The sequence below is a fragment of the Metasolibacillus sp. genome (genome assembly GCF_025291715.1).
Classification (GTDB): domain Bacteria; phylum Bacillota; class Bacilli; order Bacillales_A; family Planococcaceae; genus Metasolibacillus; species Metasolibacillus louembei.
Genome location: NZ_JAMBIZ010000030.1, coordinates 20,026 through 38,973, shown reverse-complemented (window position 1 = coordinate 38,973; position 18,948 = coordinate 20,026). Strand labels below are relative to the sequence as shown.

The following is an 18,948-nucleotide window of genomic DNA, read 5'->3' as shown; positions in this document are numbered from 1 at the left end:
CTCCATTTGCTTCAAATTAAATTGATAATTCTTTTGATAATGTGTATAGGCTGACATCTGCTTTATGTTTATTTTCATAAGCTTCTTTTAAATCATAGTCCACAACGGCATGATTATGAATACCTACAGCGCGTCCACCTTGTCCTTCAAGTAAAAGCTCTACTGCCTTCGCACCTAATCTTCCCGCTAATACACGATCGCGTGCTGATGGTGCACCACCTCTTTGCATATGCCCTAATACAGAGACGCGAATTTGGACACCTGTTCGCTCTTCTAAAATTTTCCCGAGCTTGTGTCCAGGCATTACTCCTTCTGCAACGATAATAATACTATGACGTTTACCACGAGCAGCACTGCGCTCAAGGCGTGCTACGATATCTTCAATTTCGAATTCCTCTTCCGGAATCAAGACCGTCTCTGCACCTGCCGCTAGCCCTGTCCAAAGTGCGATATCGCCTGCATTACGCCCCATTACTTCTACAATAAATGTATTTTCGTGGCTTGTCGCTGTATCACGAATTTTATCGATTGCTTCCACTGCTGTATTAAGCGCTGTATCAAAGCCAATTGTATACTCTGTACCTGGAATATCATTATCAATCGTTCCTGGAATTCCTACACATGGGAAGCCTTTTTCCGTTAATGCCATCGCACCTCGGTATGAGCCGTCCCCACCAATAACAACTAAGCCATCAATTCCTTGATTGCGCAAGTTTTCAATTGCTTTATTTTGTATTTCCTCCTCTTTAAATTCAGGGAAACGTGCCGAGTAAAGCATTGTACCACCGCGTTGAATAATGCCGCCTACCGAACCTAAATCAAGCGGCTCGAACTTACCATTATAAAGCCCTTCATAGCCGTAGTAAACACCTACAACATCTATTTTATGATAATGCGCTTTACGAACAACCGCACGAATTGCCGCATTCATACCTGGTGCATCTCCACCACTTGTTAAAACAGCTATTTTTTTCATAAAAGTCCCTCCTAAAATAACGCTACTATCACATTATCACGAATGTACGTTTTATGTAAGCATTCAATGCGATTCCGTTTGCTATTTTACAAAAAAATAATATAATACGTTGTTCATTTAAAATAGCTGTTCAGAATATATTATTTCTGAACAGCCTTGGCTTTAAACATTTTTTGCTATTATAGTTTAACAATCCAACCGAATGGGTCTTCCATCGTACCGTTCTGAATGCCTGTTAATGTATCATAGAGCATTTGTGTTACTGCGCCAATTTGACCATCATTTACTGTCAACTTCCTATTTTGCCATTTTAGCTCCCCAATAGGTGAGATAACTGCCGCTGTTCCAGCACCGAAGGCTTCTTCCAAAGTTCCTTCCTCAAATGCTTGCACTACTTCATCAATTGTAATGCGACGCTCTTCTACATCAATATTTTTTGCTTTTAATAAATGTAGCATTGAATCGCGCGTAATGCCTGGCAAAATACTGCCATTTAAAGCAGGTGTAATCACTTTGCCATTAATTTTGAAGAAAATATTCATGCTTCCTACTTCTTCAATATAGCGATTTTCCTTACCATCCAGCCATAAAATTTGCGAGTAGCCTTCCTTGCTTGCAATTTCCTGTGCCTTTAAACCATTTGCATAGTTACCACCCGTTTTTGCTTCACCCGTTCCGCCAATAACAGCACGCACATATTGCTTTTCTACTAAAATTTTAACTGGATTAATCCCCTCACTATAATACGCACCTACAGGAGACATAATAATAATGAAGTGATAGTTTTTTGATGGTGCAACGCCTAAAAATGGCTCTGTTGCGAAAATAAATGGTCGAATATAGAGCGATGTGCCAGGCTCGCTTGGAACCCACTCTCTATCAATCGCTAAAAGCTGCTTTAATGCATCAAGTGCAAATTGCTCGTCAACTGCTGGAATACATAAGCGCTCATTAGAGGCATTTAAACGCTTGAAGTTACGCTCTGGTCTGAATAATTGCACATCACCAGCAGCTGTTTTATAAGCTTTCATTCCTTCAAAAACAGATTGCCCATAATGGAAAATCATCGCTGACGGATCTAGTGCTAGCGGCTGATATGGAATAATGCGTGCATCATGCCAGCCTTGCCCCTCCGTATAATCCATGATAAACATATGGTCTGTAAAATGTTTGCCAAAGCCTAGCTGCTCGGTAGCAGGCTTTTGCTTTGGCGTTGTTGTAAGTTGTGTTGTGATAATTGATGACATATTGCTATCCCCTGTTCACTAAAAAAATAAGTATATGTCTATCCTAACACGCTTTTCTAACATTGTATGCTATAAATTCTGATTATTTTTTAATTTTCAACAAATTGACCAATTGCCTTAAATTTTTCATAGCGATCTTGCACAAGCTCTTCTTCATTTAATAACGCTAGCTCTGTAAGTGTTGATGTTAAATGCTCCTTCATTGTGCCTGCCTGCTTTTCAATATCACGATGTGCACCACCTGCTACTTCTGGAATAATGGCATCGATAATTTTCATATCCATTAAATCTGGTGCCGTAATTTTCATTGCCTCTGCTGCTTGCTTCGCCAAGCTTGCATCCTTCCATAAAATAGATGCTGCACCCTCTGGAGAAATAACAGAGTATGTGGAGTTTTCAAGCATTAAAATGCGATTTGCCACACCTAATGCTAACGCACCACCACTTCCTCCTTCACCGATAACAACGCTAATAACAGGTACTTTTAAGCCCGCCATTTCAATTAAGTTACGTGCAATCGCTTCGCTTTGCCCACGCTCCTCAGCAGCCTTTCCTGGGTAAGCCCCCTTCGTATCAATAAAGCAGATAATAGGACGCTTAAATTTTTCCGCCTGCTTCATTAAGCGTAGTGCTTTACGATAACCCTCTGGATGTGGCATACCGAAATTGCGACGAATATTTTCCTTCGTCGTTTTTCCACGCTGATGACCGATAATCGTTATCGGCTGTCCATCAAATGAGGCAATACCTCCAACAATGGCCTCATCATCTCCATATAGGCGGTCACCGTGTAATTCGATGAAATCCTCAAAGATCGCTTCAATATAAGCTAATGTTGTCGGACGCTCTGGATGGCGAGCTACTTGTACGCGGTCCCATGGCGCCATATTTGAGTAGATAGACGTTTCTAGCTGTGAAAGACGCGCTTCAAGTGTGGCAATTTCACCGCTCATATCTACATCAGCATCTTGTGCAATACTTTTTAATTCATCTATTTTTTCACGTAATTTAATAACAGGTTCTTCAAATGGCATAGTTTTAGACATTTGCTGCTTCCTCCTTGCGATGTAACTTGACAATCGTCGCTACTTTATCACGCATTTCATGACGATGGAAAATAGCATCCAATTGTCCATGTGCTAATAAAAATTCCGCTGTTTGGAAGTCATCAGGTAGCTTTTCACGTACCGTCTGCTCAATAACACGACGACCAGCAAAGCCAATAAGTGCTTGTGGCTCTGCAATATTGAAATCTCCAACTGACGCAAAGCTTGCAGATACACCACCAGTTGTTGGATGTGTCAAAATCGAAATGTATAACAAGCCCATTGCACTATGACGGCTTAAAGCAACGCTCGTTTTGGCCATTTGCATAAGAGATAGCACACCTTCTTGCATACGTGCGCCACCGCTTGCTGTGAAAATAATAAATGGCACTTTTAGTTCTGTTGCCTTTTCAATTGCGCGTGTAATTTTTTCTCCTACCACAGAGCCCATAGAGCCCATGCGGAAATGAGAATCCATAATTGCGACAACGACTTGCTCGCCCTTTAGCGTACCAACACCTGTTAAAACTGCCTCATTCAAGCCCGTTTTCTTTTTATCTACTTCAATTTTCTCCACATATGCTGGGAAGCCTAATGGATTTGTTGTTTGTAAATGGTCATCAAAAGATGTGAAGCTACCTTCATCTAAAAAGATGGCAACACGCTCCTGTGCTGTTAGCTTTAAATGATGCTGACAATTCGGACAAACTTTTAAATTTTGCTCCACCGCTTTTGTCACATGAATTTTTCGACACTCTGGACATTTCGTCATTAAATCCTCTGGAAAATCTTTTTCCTTTGTTGCACTAAAGCTACCTTTTTGTTTCTTTCTGTTTACTGAAAATATATCTCGTATTGCCACTTCATGTCCTCCTTATCTTCCATCCTGAATAATTTCTATCCATTCTTCGTATGCGATGATGGCTTCTTTTATGTAGCCCATCTGCAATGATTTTATAAACATTTGCAGCGCCTTTTTTTCTTGCGCTGTGACAAATTGCTTAAACGTTTGTGCACTATAAGCTAATAGCTGTAGCCATATTTTTAATGAAAGTCGATTATTGGAGGCAATTATGCATTCTCGCAAAATATCCTCTCGTACAAGCTCCTGCTGTAGCTCCACTTTAATAAATAGGCTTTCCCATACTGGCAAATTGCGCAAAGCTTCGCTCCTACAAATAATGCGAATTGCTTCGCGCTCGTGCATCTCTCTCGTTGCATGAACATCCTCAATCGATTTTGTTTCCTGCAAAATAAAAGAAGATAATATTTCAATTAATTGATGATGATGAACAGATGCTAAAAACGTTCCACCGCCGTGTCTTGTTTCGATTAATCCAAGCAGCTCCAAGCTGCGCAAAGCTTCACGTACCGAAGACCTACCGACACCTAGCTGCTCTGATAAAACGCGCTCTGATGGCAATTTATCGCCCGGCTCAATATGCTGCTCGCGAATCAACGTTCGAAGCTCTTTGACAATTTGCATAAACATTTTTTTGTTTTCATTCATAAATGTCGATATTTCCCCTTCATATCGTCACTATTTATCATGATTCAACGGGTGTTAAGACACCCGCTGAATCACGATAAAGCATCTGGCAGATGTCACAGATTTTGAAGAAGAGGTCTGCACGATGCAGGTCAGTTAACCGTTGGCACGTGTGTGACGGTTTTAGGTTAACTTCTACTACGAGCATACTCGAAAAATCTGGACGCAATTACACCATAGTGCAATTGATTTTATTATGTAAATCAGCCGTGCAAATGATAGAGAGCATGTAGCAGTCATCTACATACCCTCTATGCTTTTTACTTATAGGTGCGATTTTTAAGGTGCAAAAGTGGTCTGACCACTTTTTGCACATTTACAATATACAAAAGATTTCATCAAAAGTAAAGAAAAAACTGTGCCAAGTACAAAAAATTACACTTAGCACAGTTTTCATCTTTTATTGCATCACTTGTATCCGCATATTTTTCACTTTCAATTGTGGTTTTCCGAAGCGAAACTCTAAAATACCTTCCACATAAGCGATATGATCTACCATAAGCTGCTGCTGTACAGCAGCAAACTCCTTCGGGAACAGCGTAGCGGAAATGCTACCATATTCATCTTGTAGCTCGACAAATGCCATGAGCTCGCCCTTTTTCGTGCGAATTTGCTTAATTTCTGCCGTGACTCCAAGCATTTTTACATATTGTCCATCACGCTGCTGCTTCAAATTATATACCGTTGCCGTTGTTTGAACCGTTGTGCGCCATTTAGTTAATGGATGCTCTGACAAATACAAGCCAAGCACTTCTTTTTCATATTGTAGCTTTTGCTGCTGTGATAAAGGTTCCGCTGCACCTAATTTCGGTTTACCTACGTTAAAATCTACATGCTTTCTCGCAGCCTCGATGGAAGCGAGCAACACAGCTCGATCCAAATTAAAATCATCTAATGCACCTGCTTTAATCAACGGTTCAATTGTCTTTTCTTGAAAGACAGCGGTTGAAAGTGAGCTAGCTAAATCAAATAAATCTTTAAACGGTGCTTCTCTGTTTTTTCTAGCGTCCAATAGGCTTTTTAAAAAAGGCTGTGGCACGCCTTTTATCGCTGATAGGCTATAGCGAATTTGTCCATTTTCCACTTTAAAATGGCGCTCACTTTTTTGAATAGACGGTGGTAAAATCGTTATTCCTTTCGCCTTTGCCTCCATTAAAATTTGCACTAGCTTATCTGTATTACCTGTCGCATTTGTTAGTAATGCTGCATAAAAATTCACAGGATAGTGTGCCTTTAAATACGCCATTTGATATGAAATTAAGCTATATGCAACCGCATGACTTTTTGGAAAGCCATAATCGGCAAAGCGTACAATTAACGCATACACCTCATTCGCCACTTGTGGGTCGTACCCTTTTTGCTGTGCGCCTTGAATAAAGCGTTCACGCTGATGCTCTAGCTCCTCACGCTTTTTTTTACTAACAGCACGACGCAAAATATCGGCTTCTCCAATTGAAAACCCTGCCATGACGTGTGCAATGCGCATAATTTGCTCCTGATAAATTAAAACACCGTATGTTTCTCGCAGTATCGGCTCAAGCACTGGATGCAGCGATGTTACTTGCTCCTGTCCATGCTTTCTGCGCGCATATGTTGCAATAAAGTCCATCGGTCCTGGACGATATAGTGCATTGACCGCTACAATATCTAAAAAATGCGTTGGCTTGATTTCTCTCAACGCTTGGCGCATCCCCTCCGATTCCAATTGGAAAATACCCGCTGTATCTCCTGCTTGTAGCAATTCAAATGTTTGCATATCCTGCAATGGAATATTTTCAAATTGAATATCCTGTCCATGCGTATAATACACAGACCGACGAATTTGCTCTAAAATTGTTAAATTGCGCAAGCCTAAAAAGTCCATTTTTAATAATCCTGCTTGCTCTACTTCCTGCATTGGCCATTGCGTTAAAAAAATTTGGTCATGCCCTTCTTCAATCGGCACAACTTCTACAAGAGGTATAGGGCTTAAGACAACACCTGCCGCATGTGTAGAGGCATTACGTGGCAAGCCTTCAAGCTTTTTAGCCGTGGCAAACCAACGCTCACGTTCAGGCTTTTGCTGTATCCATTGACGCAAGCTTGAAGATTCATTATAAACATCTTGCAGCATCGTTCCAGGCTTATTCGGTAGCATTTTCGAAATTTGCTCAAGCTCTGCTTGTTCAAACTCCAGCATTCTCGCTACATCTCTTGCGACCGCCTTTGCTGACAATGTCCCAAATGTAATAATTTGCGCCACATGCTGCTGCCCATATTTCTTTGCTACATATTGAATGACTTCCTGCCTTTTCGTATCGACAAAATCGATATCGATATCAGGCAATGTAATACGCTCAGGATTTAAAAAACGCTCAAATAATAAATCATACTGCAATGGATCTACTTGTGTAATATGCAGGGCATAAGCAACGAGTGAGCTAGCTGAGGAGCCCCTTCCTGGACCCGTTAAAATTTGCTGCTCTCTTGCAAAGCGCATAAAGTCTTCCACAATTAAAAAATAATCGGCATAGCCCATCGTACAAATGACATGTAATTCATGTCGCATGCGCTGCTCATAGGAGGCAGGAATTTGGGTACTTTGCAAGCGGTGCTGCAAACCTTTTAACACCTGCTCATATAATAGCTGCTCTGCTGTTTGTCCATTGCTTACTGGGAATTTTGGCATCAATGTTTCATGCTGCTCCAACGTGACATGACAGCTCATTAAAACTTGCTCTGTTTGCTTCAGCCAGTCGGGGCGATCTGCGAAAAAATGCTGCCACTCGTCTTGCGTCAATACATAGCGGTGCTTTAATTTCAAATGCGCGGTTAAACGCTCTTTCACACCTGTATCAATTGCGCGTGCTACTTCATAAGCAAAATGGTCATCCTTCGCCAGAAATGTGCTTTCATGTATCGCCATAATCGGCAGCCTCAAATGCTCGCTCAGCTGGATGGCTTCTGGCTCACGCTCAGCTGAAACTGCCAGCCTTTCAATGCCTAGCAATAAACGCGCTGTAAATAATTGCTGAAGTTGCTCTATAAACTGGCGCTGCTCTAGCCATATTGCCTTGTTAGCTAATACAGGAATCACCGCAATACAGCCTTCTGCATAGCCTGCTAGCCAGCGTAATGGCAGCGTCTCATCCTTGCGAATTGCCACACTGCTACTAATTTTCAATAAATGACGATAGCCAACATTATTTTGAGCATATAAAATAATCGGCAGATGGATTTCCTCTGCAAATTGTACATTCACTGTCAGCCCTATAACAGGACGAATGCCCGCTTTCCTTATCTCGTGCCAAAAAGGCAGAAGACCATATAGCCTCGAATTCACGATGGCGCATGCCTCTGCCTTTTGCTGCTGTAAAAAAGGGATAAGCGCTTCAATCCGTATCGTACTTTTCAATAAATCCGCGCTCGTTCTGATTTGTGGATAAACGACCATTTCGCTCCCTCCTACATTAATAATTCTTACAAAGCTCCTGTAAATCCGCTACAACTTGCTCTGCTTCCTCCCATGAGGCTGCAGAAGCACCGGATGCTAACGGATGGCCTCCACCATTATATTTTTTAGCTAGCTTATTAATAACAGGTCCTTTTGATCGTAAGCGCACACGAATTGTGTCACCTTCCTCAATAAAGATTACCCATGCGCAAATGCCTTTCACATTTCCTAACGAGCCTACTAATAGAGAGGTTTCAGACGCTGTTACACCATATTGCTGCAATATATCCTTTGTAATCTTTAGCGATGCGGCTCCATTTTCATCCATTTCAAAATATTGATAAAAATAGCCTTGTAGCTGCAATAAATGCGGCTCCATTTCGTACATGCCATCAAACACTTCGTTGCGATCAAAGTCATATTGGATTAGCTGTGCCGCTGTTTCGAACGTTTTAACCGTTGAGCTTGAAAATAAAAATCTACCTGTATCCCCTACAATACCAGCAAACAATAAACGCGCTGCTGCATCAGGAAGAAGCCAATTTTTATAAGCCTTCCCTTCCTCATAAAACGCATAAATCATTTCACTAACAGAGCTTGCATTTGTATCTACCCATAATAAATCGCCATATGCATCATCATTTGGATGGTGATCAATTTTAATAAGCCTTTCTCCATTTGCATAACGCTGATCGTCTATACGCTCGGTATTTGCTGTATCTGTCACAATGACTAGTGCACCATTAAATAGCTCGTCCTGTATATCATCAGGCATCGCTAAAAAAGTAAGCGATGGATCATGTTCTCCTACAGCGTATACTTCTTTTTCAGGATAATTTGCCTTGATTAATTCCTTTAAACCAAACTGTGAGCCATAAGCATCAGGGTCTGGTCGCACATGGCGGTGGATAATAATTGTCTCATATTGCTCAATTGTGTCGATGATTTGACGTTTCAAATAGTTTTCCTCCTCAATTCAAGTGAAATCCGTTCGCATTTTCCGTCAAAAGTTTGTACAATAATAACAGCTTTGCTTTACGGGAGGTTCACTAATGTTATTAAACTTTATTTTTGTTTTCTTTATTGTTGTATCATTTGTGTTTTATTTTTATTATAAAACAAAGCAATTCCGCTCAACACTGCCAATACGTAAAAAATGGTATACAGCTAAAGCGGGTGTTGCACTTGGCGTTTTTGTTATTGCATTCGGATTAAATGCAACCATCATCTACCCAACAACTGTTGGCTATATTGTCGCTGTCGTATTTATCCTTGTTGGCGCAGGCTTAGCGTATAATAATTATAAACGCGCTCGCCATGAAGGTCAGTATATACAGGAAGAATATGAGCTCAATAAGTAGTTTAGGAGGCTATCGGAAAAGCAACTTTCTTCCGATAGCCTTTTATTATGATTCAGTAGAAAACACCCTCTGCTATAGATAGTGCGTGGGCATCCAAAAACTCACTTAGAAAGAGGAACTCAGTCTAAGAGCGCCACGTCCTTTGGCAACAGCATGTTGCCCCAAAACCGTTGACGCGTGTGTGACGCTTTTAGATTAACTTCTACTAAATGCAAGCACAATCAAAATCCCGACGCAATTACGCCAAGGCGTAATTGATTTTTAACGCTCTAGTAGCTGGAATGTCATCATCGCTTTTCCTACTAACACCGTTTCACTAAATACTTCAAAATCCATCTTCACAAATTTCCTACTCATATCTAAAATTCTCGGCTTCACTGTTAATACGCTTTCCATCTGTACAGGCTTAATGAAATAAATGGTCATATTTTCTATAACCGCCTCACCGCGCTTGCGTTTTTTCAAGGCAAATGCGCCTGCTTCAGCAAGCAATGTCGTAAATGCACCATAAGAAATACCACCGAATTGATTGGTCATCTGAGGTGTTACAGTAAATTCTATCGCAACCTCTTCATCATCAATCATCTTCATTTCATTTTTCACTAAATCATCAATTGTTTCACCTTGATGTGGCTGACGCTGTGCAAGCTGCAATGCCTTTAAAACGTCCTGACGACTAATGACCCCTTGTAATGTGCCGTCATCATTAATCACTGGTAATAAATCAATGCCTTCCCAAATCATGCGATGCCCCGCAGATGCCACACTCGTTTTCATCGAGCCAGCAATCGGATTTTTCGTCATCACCTTTTCAATAAGCTCCGTATCCTCTTTTCCGATGACATCCTTTACAGTAATCATCCCAACAAGCTTTTGCTGGCTTGTCACAACAGGGAATGCCCCGTGTGAAGTGCGGCGATTTTGCTCTCTAAAGTCAGCTAATGTTTGATCATTTTGTAAAACGGCTGTTTCTTCAATCGGTACGTAAATATCTTCGATCAGCAAAATATCTTTTTTAATCAGCTGGTCGTAAATTGCTCGATTAATCATCGTAGCAACGGTAAATGTATCGTAGCTCGTTGAAATAATTGGTAGCTCTAGCTCGTTTGCCAATTGTTTATTAGCATCTGTCGTATCAAAGCCACCCGTAATTAATACGGCTGCACCTGCATTTAAAGCATGCTCATGCGCCTGTGTTCGATTCCCAACAATGAGCAAGCTCCCTGCATCTGTATAACGCATCATGTCATCTAGCTTCATTGCACCAATAACGAATTTCGTCAATGTTTTATGTAAGCCTGTTTTGCCACCAAGCACTTGCCCGTCAACAATGTTGACAATTTCTGCAAATGTTAGACGCTCAATGTTTTCCTTTTTCTTTTTTTCAATACGAATTGTGCCAACACGCTCAATCGAGCTCACAAGTCGTCGGTTTTCCGCCTCTTTAATTGCACGATAGGCCGTTCCTTCACTGACCTGCATTTCCTTAGCAATTTGGCGAACTGAAATTTTATCTCCTACAGGCAATGATTCGATATACTGTAAAATCTTCTCATGTTTCGTTGACATACAATCACCTATTTCCCTATCTTCCTTCCTAGCTAGTGTATCATATTTCTTAGTAATGCATACAAAACAAAAAGTGTATTTTACTTGAATGAAACCGTTTTAGCAAAAGGCTTTCACCTTAAAAGAATTTCGAAAATAAAAATAATTTAGTCATCTATATACCCGTCACTTTTTATATTTAGTATACTTGAAAAATAGGAGGGATTTTTTATGTTACATATTAAAAATGCACAAATTCGCACAGGTACTGGTGAAACAATCCATGGAGATTTACTCATTGAAAATGGGAAATTTAAAGAAATCGGGACAATCACTTCAATACCTGCCAATGCTTCAACAATTGATGCACAAGGCAAAATCATTACACCCGGCTTAATCGATGTTCATACACATTTAGGGGTTCATGCAGAGGGTGTTGGTAAGGCGGGCCATGACTTTAATGAAATTAGCTCTGAATCAACACCTGAGGTTAGTTCATTAGATGGCATCCAGCCGCAGGATATCGGCTTTGAAGATGCGAGACGCAATGGTGTTACAACCGTTCAAATTATGCCTGGAAGCGCAAACGTCCTCGGTGGTGAGATGGTTATTGTGAAAACAGCTGCCAAAGCAGTTGTTGATGAAATGATTGTCAAAAACCCCTCTGGTCTAAAAGCGGCAACTGGTGAAAACCCTAAAAATACGCACGGTGGAAAAGGTAAAATGCCGACAACACGTATGGGCGTTGCAGGACGCCTACGTGAAATGCTAATCGCAGGTCAAAACTATTTAGAAAAGCGTGAACAAGGTGCTTGTGATCGAAATTTAGGGTTAGAAAATATCGGTAAAGTATTAAAAAAGGAAATACCTCTTCGCATTCATGCGCACCGTGCAGATGATATTGCAACAGCACTACGCATTAAACGCGAATTCGATATCGATATGACGATTGAGCATTGTACAGAGGGACACCTTATGGCTGATTTTATCGCACAGCACGATATTCGCGTATCTGTTGGACCAACAATGTCAGCTCGCTCGAAAAATGAAAATGCCAATAAAGGCTGGCATACGCTAATTGCATTACGCGAGGCGGGTGTACCATTTTCCATTACGACAGATCATCCAGTTGTCGGCATTACGCATTTATTAACAAGCGCCATTCTTGCTATTAAACATGGACTAACAGAGGACGAGGCACTTGCAGCAATTACGATTAATTCAGCAAAGCATTTAGGCATCGAATCACAGGTTGGCTCCATCGAAGCTGGCAAAGATGCTGATTTTGTCATTTGGAATGGCGATCCATTCGATTTGCGCACAACGATTTACCAAACATATGTGAATGGCGCTGTCGTATACGAGTAAAATATAGGTCATGTCTGAAAAGGCCCCACCTTTTCAGACAGCCCCCTCGTTATAGCTTTACATAATCCCCAGCCTGTAAAATTTGCACCTCTGCTCCTTCTACTAAATCCGCAAACACTTGCGGGTCTTGGGCAATCGGCGGGAATGTGTTGTAATGAATCGGCACGACAATTTTAGGCTTCAATAAAGATACCGCATAGGCTGCATCCTCTGGACCCATCGTAAAATTATCACCAATTGGTAAAAAGGCTACATCGATTGGATGGCGCTCACCGATTAATTTCATATCGCCGAACAATGCCGTATCCCCCGCATGATAAAGCGTCAGCCCTTCCGCCATAAATAAAATACCGCTTGGCATACCTGTATAAATAATTTCATTGTTTTCCGTTACATAGGATGAACCATGGAAAGCTTGCGTAAACTTCACTTTCCCAAAATCAAATTGCTTTGCACCACCAATATGCATATTATGGACATTGACACCTTGCCAGCCAATAAAGTCTGCTAATTCATTTGGTGCAACAACTAACGAATTGTTTGCTTTGGCAATTTCGACGGTATCGCCCACATGGTCATTATGTCCGTGTGTCAACAAAATCACCTCAGGCTTTTGCTCCTCCACCTTCAAATCCGTTGAAGCATTTCCTCGAATGAATGGATCAATTAAAATCGTCGTATCATTTGTTATAATTTTTACTACAGAATGTCCGTGGTAAGAAATTTGCATTGTAAATGCCTCCTTCAAAAAAATCATTACATAAAATATATTCTCTATATCTGCAAAATTCCCTCTTTTTTGATATGCTATTAAAGTAAATACATTCAACACCGTGGAGGTTCTATTAAATGAGCAAAATTCAACAATTACAAAATTATTTACAGCAACATAATATCGATGCAGCCTTTATTACAACACCTGACAACGTTTTTTATTTTTCAAACTTCAAAAGCAACCCGCATGAGCGTTTACTAGGTGTTGTTATTTTTAAAGAGGCAGCGCCGTTTTTAATTTGTCCACAAATGGAAGTACCTGATGCGAAGGCAGCTGGCTGGACATATGATGTGATTGGCCATTTGGATACAGACAATGCTTGGGACGTTTTAGCAAAGAAAATTGCAGAAAGTGGCACAGCAATTACAAAGTTAGCAATCGAAAAATCTCACTTAACAGTAGAGCGTTTAGAGGCACTTTCACGCATTTACCCAACTGCATCATTCGAGCGTCTTGATGACCAAATTAATGCAATGCGCGTTATTAAAGACGAAGCAGAGCTTGTGAAATTGCGTGAAGCAGCAAAATTAGCTGATTATGCAGTAGAGGTCGGCTGTAAGGAAATTGCAGAAGGTAAAACAGAAATGGAAATTTTAAATGCCATTGAATCGGCAATTAAAGCAAAAGGCTATGCAATGAGCTTTGATACGATGGTATTAGCAGGTGAAAAATCAGCTTCTCCGCATGGCACACCAGGTAACCGCAAAATTAAGCGCGGCGATATGATTTTATTTGACTTAGGTGTTATTTATGAGGGCTACTGCTCAGATATTACCCGCACAGTAGCTTTCGGGGAAGTAAGCGATGCGCAAAAGGATATTTACAACACTGTCCGTGCAGCAAATGAGCGTGCAGTTGCAGCTGTAAAACCAGGTGTACGCGCATGTGATTTAGATAAAATTTCACGTGACACGATTACAGAGGCTGGCTATGGCGAATACTTCACGCACCGCTTAGGACACGGCTTAGGTATCTCTGTCCATGAGTACCCTTCTGTAACAGGCACAAACACACTTGCTTTACAGCCAGGCATGGTATTCACAATCGAGCCGGGCGTTTATAAAGCAGATGTAACAGGTGTACGCATTGAGGACGATGTTGTCGTAACAGAGAATGGTGTCGAAGTATTAACGAAATTTACAAAAGAGCTTGTAATTTTATAAGATAAAACAAGGGACAACTCGAAAATTTGAGTTGTCCCTTAGCTTTTGATGAATGCGAGTATCTTACGGGCGAATTTCATGTTCTTACGTGCGAATTCTACCTTCTTATGTGCGAATCATTACTTTTGAACTAGAAAAAGCTACAGGAAAGTCCCCTTCCCTGTAGCCTCTCTTTATTTCACAGCCACCCATGCACGCTGCTTTTCAAATTGAACAGCGACTGGATGTTGGAAAAATTCACTCAAGCATTGTTCAGTTAAAAGATTTGCTCGCTCGCCTTGTGCAAACACTTGCCCACCACGCATTAGCAAAGTATGGCTAAAGCAAGGCAGAATTTCCTCCACGTGGTGTGTCACATAAATTAATGTTACGTCTTCTTGCTGTGCAATTTGCGCAATGATATGTAACAAATTTTCACGTTCAATTAAATCTAAGCCTGTACAAGGCTCGTCTAAAATTAACAGCTTTGGCTTTGCCATTAAAGCACGCGCAATTTGCACACGTTGACGCTCTCCTTGTGATAAAAACTCAAACGATGTATTCGCTAAATGACGGATTCCGAATTGTTCAAGTAAGCTAGCACCTTCTTGAATTTCCTCCTCTGTCACCGATTCAAACAAACGAATGGCACCGAATTTACCTGATAACACAATTTCAATTACAGGGTCTAAACGGTTAAACTCCTCAATCATAGCGGCACTTACCCAGCCAATTGATTTACGTATTTCACGCATATCCGTTTTACCATAAGTTTCACCTAACACTTGAACAGTGCCTTCATTTGACCAAAGATAGCCATTGATGACCTTTAGCAGCGTTGTTTTACCACTACCATTTAGCCCTAAAATTGCCCAATGCTCTCCACGCTGTACTTTCCAATTAATATCCTGCAAAATCGTTTTGCCGTTGCGATACAACAGAACGTTTTCAAGTTGAATCATTAAGCTAATGAATTTAATACTTCATCAACAGGTGTGTATGCTAAGCCTTGGTCTAAAGCTACTGCCTCATACACGATTTTACCATCGATCGTATTAATGCCTAATTTTAGAGCAGGATTTTCATTACATGCGCGTACATAGCCTTTATTTGCAATTTGTAATGCGTATGGCACCGTGTTGTTTGTTAATGCAACTGTTGATGTACGTGGTACAGCACCAGGCATATTTGCTACAGCATAGTGAACGATACCATGCTTCTCATAAGTTGGCTCATCATGTGTCGTTACGCGGTCGCTCGTAGCAAAAATACCACCTTGGTCAATCGCAATATCCACTACAACTGAGCCAGGCTGCATTGATTTAATCATTTCCTCTGACACAAGCTTCGGTGCTTTTGCTCCTGGAATTAATACCGCCCCAATAACTAAATCAGAGTTTTTCACTGATTCTGCAATGTTAAATGGATTTGAAATTAATGTTTGCACATCGCGACCAAAAATATCCTCTACTTGACGTAGACGCTCTGGGCTTAAATCGATTACTGTTACATCTGCACCCATGCCTACTGCGATTTTCGCTGCATTTGTACCTGCGATACCGCCACCGATAACAGTTACTTTACCACGTTGTACGCCTGAAACGCCGCCTAATAAAATACCTTTACCGCCGTTTGTTTTTTCTAAGTATTGTGCACCAATTTGTGTCGCCATTTTACCAGCTACTTCACTCATCGGTGTTAATAATGGTAAAGAACGGTTCGGTAATTGTACTGTTTCGTAAGCAATACCTACTACTTTCTTTTCAAGTAGTGCAGCTGTTAAAGCTGGCTCTGGTGCTAAATGTAAATATGTGAATAAAATTAATCCTTCATAAAAATAACCATATTCGCTTGCGATTGGTTCTTTTACCTTCATGACCATTTCAGCTTTCCACGCTTCAGCGGCTGTTGGTACAATTGTAGCCCCAGCTGCTACGTAATCAGCATCTGTGAAAGAAGACCCTACCCCAGCACCTGTCTCAATCATTACTTCATGTCCTGCTTGAACTAGTGTAACAACGCCTGCTGGTGTCATTGCAACGCGATTTTCATTGTTTTTTATTTCCTTAGGTACCCCGATTTTCATAAACTTTCTCCTCCTCTTCAATATGGCAAAGTAATTGCTGACAATTACTCATAAATCCACATTCATTCTATCAATTTTTTTTCGAAAAACAAACTGAAATTTTTCAAAAAAGCTATCAAAGTCATAATTTCAAATCATCCAATTTTTATGTATTTTCTGAATTGTAGATAAAAAAGCTGTTTTAGACACAAAAAATCCTTTTATTTACGTATTTTATACGATAAGTATTCTCATAATTAAAACTTTTGCTATAATAGTAGTATACACAATGTAAAGGGGAGTTATTTATGGCAAATCATTACCAAAATATCGTAGTAGCAGTAGACGGTTCAAAAGAAGCGGAATATGCTTTTCGCAAGTCTCTAGATGTTGCCAAACGTAATGTTGGTTCGACACTTCACTTAGTAAATGTAATTGACACTCGTTCATTTGCAGCTGTAGAAGCATACGATCGCTCAATCGCTGAACGAGCTCAAAAATTTTCTGAAGAACTATTAAATGGTTATAAACAACAAGCGCTTGAGGCAGGCGTTGAAAACGTAAAAACGTTAATCGAATACGGCTCACCAAAATCAATTATTACAAAAGAATTATCGAAGCTTGTCACTGCAGACTTAATCATTTGTGGTGCTACAGGTTTAAATGCAGTAGAACGCTTCCTAATTGGCTCTGTATCTGAGGCAATCGTTCGCTCTGCAAACTGTGACGTACTAGTAATTCGTACGCCAGAATGATGAAAAAGCTGACGGAAAGATATTTTCCGTCAGCTTTTTCTAGCTATTTGCCTTCCTTCCACATTTGCACTTTTTCAAAAAACATTGCTAACGCTTGTTTGTTGGACATATTCGGTACTTTTGCTAACAGCACTTCACGAGGTGCGCGCAATTCTTTTTGCTGCTTTTGCAAGATTAAGATGCTTTTTTCGTGTGCCTTTGCAGAAAATAAAGTTTCTGGTAATTGGATAACTGCCTGTATCCAAGCATTTGCCTTTAAATAATGATGTAGCTTTTTCGCTTCTTCTCCCTCAAAAAGATTCGCTGGAATTAAGAAAAATAAATAGCCGCCATCCTTCGTATAACGGAGTGCCTGCTCTATAAATAAATAATGAGCAAAGCTCATCCCTTCCGCTGCACAAAGCTCGTAATCAAGTGCAACCTCTTCATTCGGATAATAGCCAACAGGTAAATCACACACAACTGCGTCTACTGGATCAACTAACAAGTTATCAAGTGCATCTTGACGATATAAAGTTACTTGCTGCTCAATTAAATCGCCTGTTGCTGCAGCTAATTGAATTAAAAGCTCATCCACCTCGATGCCCGTTGCTTGAATTTTGCCATCTTGCGCATTCATCATCGTATATAATAAATTGCCTGTACCAACAGCTAAATCAAGTACAGAAATTGTTCCGTTCTCTAATTCTTTTTCAAAAAATTGCTCAACAAAATAGCTAACTAAGAGCCCTAATGTATCGGGTGTCATTTGGTGATTGGGCTGTGAGCCTTTGCGCATTCCTTTTAAAATGGCAATTTGAATCGCCTTACGCATTTCCTCTTTTGTTGCACCTTCTACTTGCCAAGAAAACACGCCATCAAGCGTATCCTCTAGCGTGCTAAGTAGCGCATCTAAATAAGTTTGCTCTTGCTCCTTTTCACGTTTCTCTGCCTCACCATTGATATGCATAAAAATTTGTTCAAACGTTTCCATAAGTAACCCTTTCTACAACCATAATGAAGGAAACAACCCACTCAGCAAAATGAGTGGGCTGTTTTGTTCAATTAATTATTTTGTTAATGCTTTTACAGCTTCAACTGCTGCTTCATAATTTGGGTGGTCCGTCGCTTCTGGTACATATTCTACATACGTTACAGTACCTTCTGCATCTACTACGAATACAGCACGTGTTAATAGGCGTAATTCTTTAATATGTACGCCATACGCTTCACCAAATGATGCATCACGGTGGTCAGATACTGTTTGTACTGCATCAATACCTGCTGCACCACACCAGCGTTTTTGTGCGAATGGTAAATCCATTGACACTGTGTAAATTACAACATTATCGCCTAGCTCTGCTGCCGCTTCGTTAAATTTACGCGTTTGTGCATCACATACACCTGTATCAAGCGAAGGCACGACTGAAAATAATCGAACTTTTCCTTCTGAATCCTTCAATGTTACTGCTGATAAATCGTTTGCTAACACTGTAAAATCAGGTGCTTTATCCCCAACTTTTACTTCATTCCCTAATAATGTTACTGGACCATTTTTAAATGTTACTTGTGCCACAAAAACGCCTCCTTTTATCCTGTATGAACAGGCCATAGCCTTTTGTGAACCTGCAAGCAGTATAGCTCTATTGCTTGTAGGTTCACTTCATCATGCCTTCATTTTACTAAATATGTAGCAAGCTTTGC

17 protein-coding genes are annotated in these 18,948 nt (G+C 40.5%); 4 read left to right on the top strand and 13 right to left on the bottom strand.

Annotation, left to right across the window (positions count from 1 at the left end):
• Positions 1-16: 16 nt before the first annotated feature.
• The 7 genes from pfkA to M3Z76_RS15750 all read right to left on the bottom strand — a co-directional run bounded on the left by pfkA (position 17) and on the right by M3Z76_RS15750 (position 9,209).
• The gene (pfkA, locus tag M3Z76_RS15780; RefSeq protein ID WP_293928695.1) at positions 17-976 is read right to left on the bottom strand and encodes a 6-phosphofructokinase; all 960 of its coding nucleotides are present in this window, start codon (positions 974-976) and stop codon (positions 17-19) included.
• Between the two features lie 179 nt (positions 977-1,155).
• Positions 1,156-2,223: a branched-chain amino acid aminotransferase gene (locus M3Z76_RS15775; RefSeq protein ID WP_293928693.1), complete on the bottom strand. Its 1,068-nt coding sequence runs from the start codon at positions 2,221-2,223 to the stop codon at positions 1,156-1,158.
• An 89-nt stretch (positions 2,224-2,312) separates the two neighbouring features.
• The gene (accA, locus tag M3Z76_RS15770) at positions 2,313-3,269 is read right to left on the bottom strand and encodes an acetyl-CoA carboxylase carboxyl transferase subunit alpha (RefSeq protein WP_293928691.1); all 957 of its coding nucleotides are present in this window, start codon (positions 3,267-3,269) and stop codon (positions 2,313-2,315) included.
• Complete coding sequence (accD, locus tag M3Z76_RS15765) at positions 3,262-4,131, bottom strand: acetyl-CoA carboxylase, carboxyltransferase subunit beta (RefSeq protein ID WP_293928689.1); 870 nt, start codon at positions 4,129-4,131, stop codon at positions 3,262-3,264. The genes accA and accD overlap by 8 nt, the downstream gene beginning before the upstream one ends.
• A 12-nt stretch (positions 4,132-4,143) precedes the next feature.
• The gene (locus tag M3Z76_RS15760) at positions 4,144-4,779 is read right to left on the bottom strand and encodes a FadR/GntR family transcriptional regulator (protein WP_293928687.1); all 636 of its coding nucleotides are present in this window, start codon (positions 4,777-4,779) and stop codon (positions 4,144-4,146) included.
• A 439-nt stretch (positions 4,780-5,218) separates the two neighbouring features.
• Positions 5,219-8,251, bottom strand: a complete 3,033-nt coding sequence (gene dnaE / locus M3Z76_RS15755) for a DNA polymerase III subunit alpha (protein ID WP_293928686.1) — start codon at positions 8,249-8,251, stop codon at positions 5,219-5,221.
• A 16-nt stretch (positions 8,252-8,267) separates the two neighbouring features.
• The gene (locus M3Z76_RS15750; protein WP_293928685.1) at positions 8,268-9,209 is read right to left on the bottom strand and encodes a DHH family phosphoesterase; all 942 of its coding nucleotides are present in this window, start codon (positions 9,207-9,209) and stop codon (positions 8,268-8,270) included.
• A 94-nt stretch (positions 9,210-9,303) separates the two neighbouring features.
• Between M3Z76_RS15750 and M3Z76_RS15745 the strand changes: the two genes are divergently transcribed.
• Complete coding sequence (locus M3Z76_RS15745) at positions 9,304-9,612, top strand: YtpI family protein (RefSeq protein WP_293928683.1); 309 nt, start codon at positions 9,304-9,306, stop codon at positions 9,610-9,612.
• Positions 9,613-9,873: 261 nt separating this feature from the next.
• On the opposite strand, the gene M3Z76_RS15740 is transcribed toward M3Z76_RS15745, so the two are convergent.
• The gene (locus M3Z76_RS15740) at positions 9,874-11,181 is read right to left on the bottom strand and encodes a DRTGG domain-containing protein (protein WP_293928681.1); all 1,308 of its coding nucleotides are present in this window, start codon (positions 11,179-11,181) and stop codon (positions 9,874-9,876) included.
• Positions 11,182-11,391: 210 nt separating this feature from the next.
• Here M3Z76_RS15740 and M3Z76_RS15735 point away from each other — a divergent pair, with 210 nt between their 5' ends.
• The gene (locus tag M3Z76_RS15735; protein ID WP_293928679.1) at positions 11,392-12,528 is read left to right on the top strand and encodes an amidohydrolase; all 1,137 of its coding nucleotides are present in this window, start codon (positions 11,392-11,394) and stop codon (positions 12,526-12,528) included.
• 49 nt (positions 12,529-12,577) lie between these two features.
• Here the strand turns inward: M3Z76_RS15735 and M3Z76_RS15730 are convergent, their stop codons facing one another.
• Positions 12,578-13,258 (bottom strand): metal-dependent hydrolase, encoded by a 681-nt coding sequence (locus M3Z76_RS15730; RefSeq protein WP_293928677.1) that lies wholly within the window; start codon positions 13,256-13,258, stop codon positions 12,578-12,580.
• Positions 13,259-13,377: 119 nt separating this feature from the next.
• Between M3Z76_RS15730 and M3Z76_RS15725 the strand changes: the two genes are divergently transcribed.
• On the top strand, positions 13,378-14,466 hold the full coding sequence (locus M3Z76_RS15725) for a M24 family metallopeptidase (protein ID WP_293928676.1): 1,089 nt from the start codon (positions 13,378-13,380) through the stop codon (positions 14,464-14,466).
• Between the two features lie 173 nt (positions 14,467-14,639).
• On the opposite strand, the gene M3Z76_RS15720 is transcribed toward M3Z76_RS15725, so the two are convergent.
• Both M3Z76_RS15720 and ald read right to left on the bottom strand, forming a co-directional pair.
• On the bottom strand, positions 14,640-15,407 hold the full coding sequence (locus M3Z76_RS15720) for an ABC transporter ATP-binding protein (RefSeq protein WP_293928675.1): 768 nt from the start codon (positions 15,405-15,407) through the stop codon (positions 14,640-14,642).
• A complete protein-coding gene (gene ald / locus M3Z76_RS15715; protein ID WP_293928673.1) occupies positions 15,407-16,531 on the bottom strand; it encodes an alanine dehydrogenase in 1,125 nt (374 codons plus the stop codon). The genes M3Z76_RS15720 and ald overlap by 1 nt, the downstream gene beginning before the upstream one ends.
• 287 nt (positions 16,532-16,818) lie before the next feature.
• Here ald and M3Z76_RS15710 point away from each other — a divergent pair, with 287 nt between their 5' ends.
• Positions 16,819-17,265, top strand: a complete 447-nt coding sequence (locus M3Z76_RS15710; RefSeq protein WP_293928671.1) for a universal stress protein — start codon at positions 16,819-16,821, stop codon at positions 17,263-17,265.
• A gap of 43 nt (positions 17,266-17,308) precedes the next feature.
• Here M3Z76_RS15710 and M3Z76_RS15705 read toward each other — a convergent pair whose 3' ends face one another.
• Together M3Z76_RS15705 and tpx are read right to left on the bottom strand one after the other, a co-directional pair.
• Positions 17,309-18,238 (bottom strand): class I SAM-dependent methyltransferase, encoded by a 930-nt coding sequence (locus tag M3Z76_RS15705; RefSeq protein WP_293928670.1) that lies wholly within the window; start codon positions 18,236-18,238, stop codon positions 17,309-17,311.
• A gap of 75 nt (positions 18,239-18,313) precedes the next feature.
• Entirely contained in the window at positions 18,314-18,820 is a 507-nt protein-coding gene (gene tpx / locus M3Z76_RS15700) for a thiol peroxidase (RefSeq protein ID WP_293928669.1), read from the bottom strand.
• Between the last annotated feature and the right edge of the window lie 128 nt (positions 18,821-18,948).

What these genes read in the sequence shown, in the direction of transcription:
- pfkA (WP_293928695.1), bottom strand. Translation starts at nt 976, where the DNA reads ATGAAAAAAATAGCTGTTTTAACAAGTGGTGGAGATGCACCAGGTATG.
- M3Z76_RS15775 (WP_293928693.1), bottom strand. Translation starts at nt 2,223, where the DNA reads ATGTCATCAATTATCACAACACAACTTACAACAACGCCAAAGCAAAAG.
- accA (WP_293928691.1), bottom strand. Translation starts at nt 3,269, where the DNA reads ATGTCTAAAACTATGCCATTTGAAGAACCTGTTATTAAATTACGTGAA.
- M3Z76_RS15760 (WP_293928687.1), bottom strand. Translation starts at nt 4,779, where the DNA reads ATGAATGAAAACAAAAAAATGTTTATGCAAATTGTCAAAGAGCTTCGA.
- dnaE (WP_293928686.1), bottom strand. Translation starts at nt 8,251, where the DNA reads ATGGTCGTTTATCCACAAATCAGAACGAGCGCGGATTTATTGAAAAGT.
- M3Z76_RS15745 (WP_293928683.1), top strand. Translation starts at nt 9,304, where the DNA reads ATGTTATTAAACTTTATTTTTGTTTTCTTTATTGTTGTATCATTTGTG.
- M3Z76_RS15740 (WP_293928681.1), bottom strand. Translation starts at nt 11,181, where the DNA reads ATGTCAACGAAACATGAGAAGATTTTACAGTATATCGAATCATTGCCT.
- M3Z76_RS15735 (WP_293928679.1), top strand. Translation starts at nt 11,392, where the DNA reads ATGTTACATATTAAAAATGCACAAATTCGCACAGGTACTGGTGAAACA.
- M3Z76_RS15730 (WP_293928677.1), bottom strand. Translation starts at nt 13,258, where the DNA reads ATGCAAATTTCTTACCACGGACATTCTGTAGTAAAAATTATAACAAAT.
- M3Z76_RS15725 (WP_293928676.1), top strand. Translation starts at nt 13,378, where the DNA reads ATGAGCAAAATTCAACAATTACAAAATTATTTACAGCAACATAATATC.
- M3Z76_RS15720 (WP_293928675.1), bottom strand. Translation starts at nt 15,407, where the DNA reads ATGATTCAACTTGAAAACGTTCTGTTGTATCGCAACGGCAAAACGATT.
- ald (WP_293928673.1), bottom strand. Translation starts at nt 16,531, where the DNA reads ATGAAAATCGGGGTACCTAAGGAAATAAAAAACAATGAAAATCGCGTT.
- M3Z76_RS15710 (WP_293928671.1), top strand. Translation starts at nt 16,819, where the DNA reads ATGGCAAATCATTACCAAAATATCGTAGTAGCAGTAGACGGTTCAAAA.
- M3Z76_RS15705 (WP_293928670.1), bottom strand. Translation starts at nt 18,238, where the DNA reads ATGGAAACGTTTGAACAAATTTTTATGCATATCAATGGTGAGGCAGAG.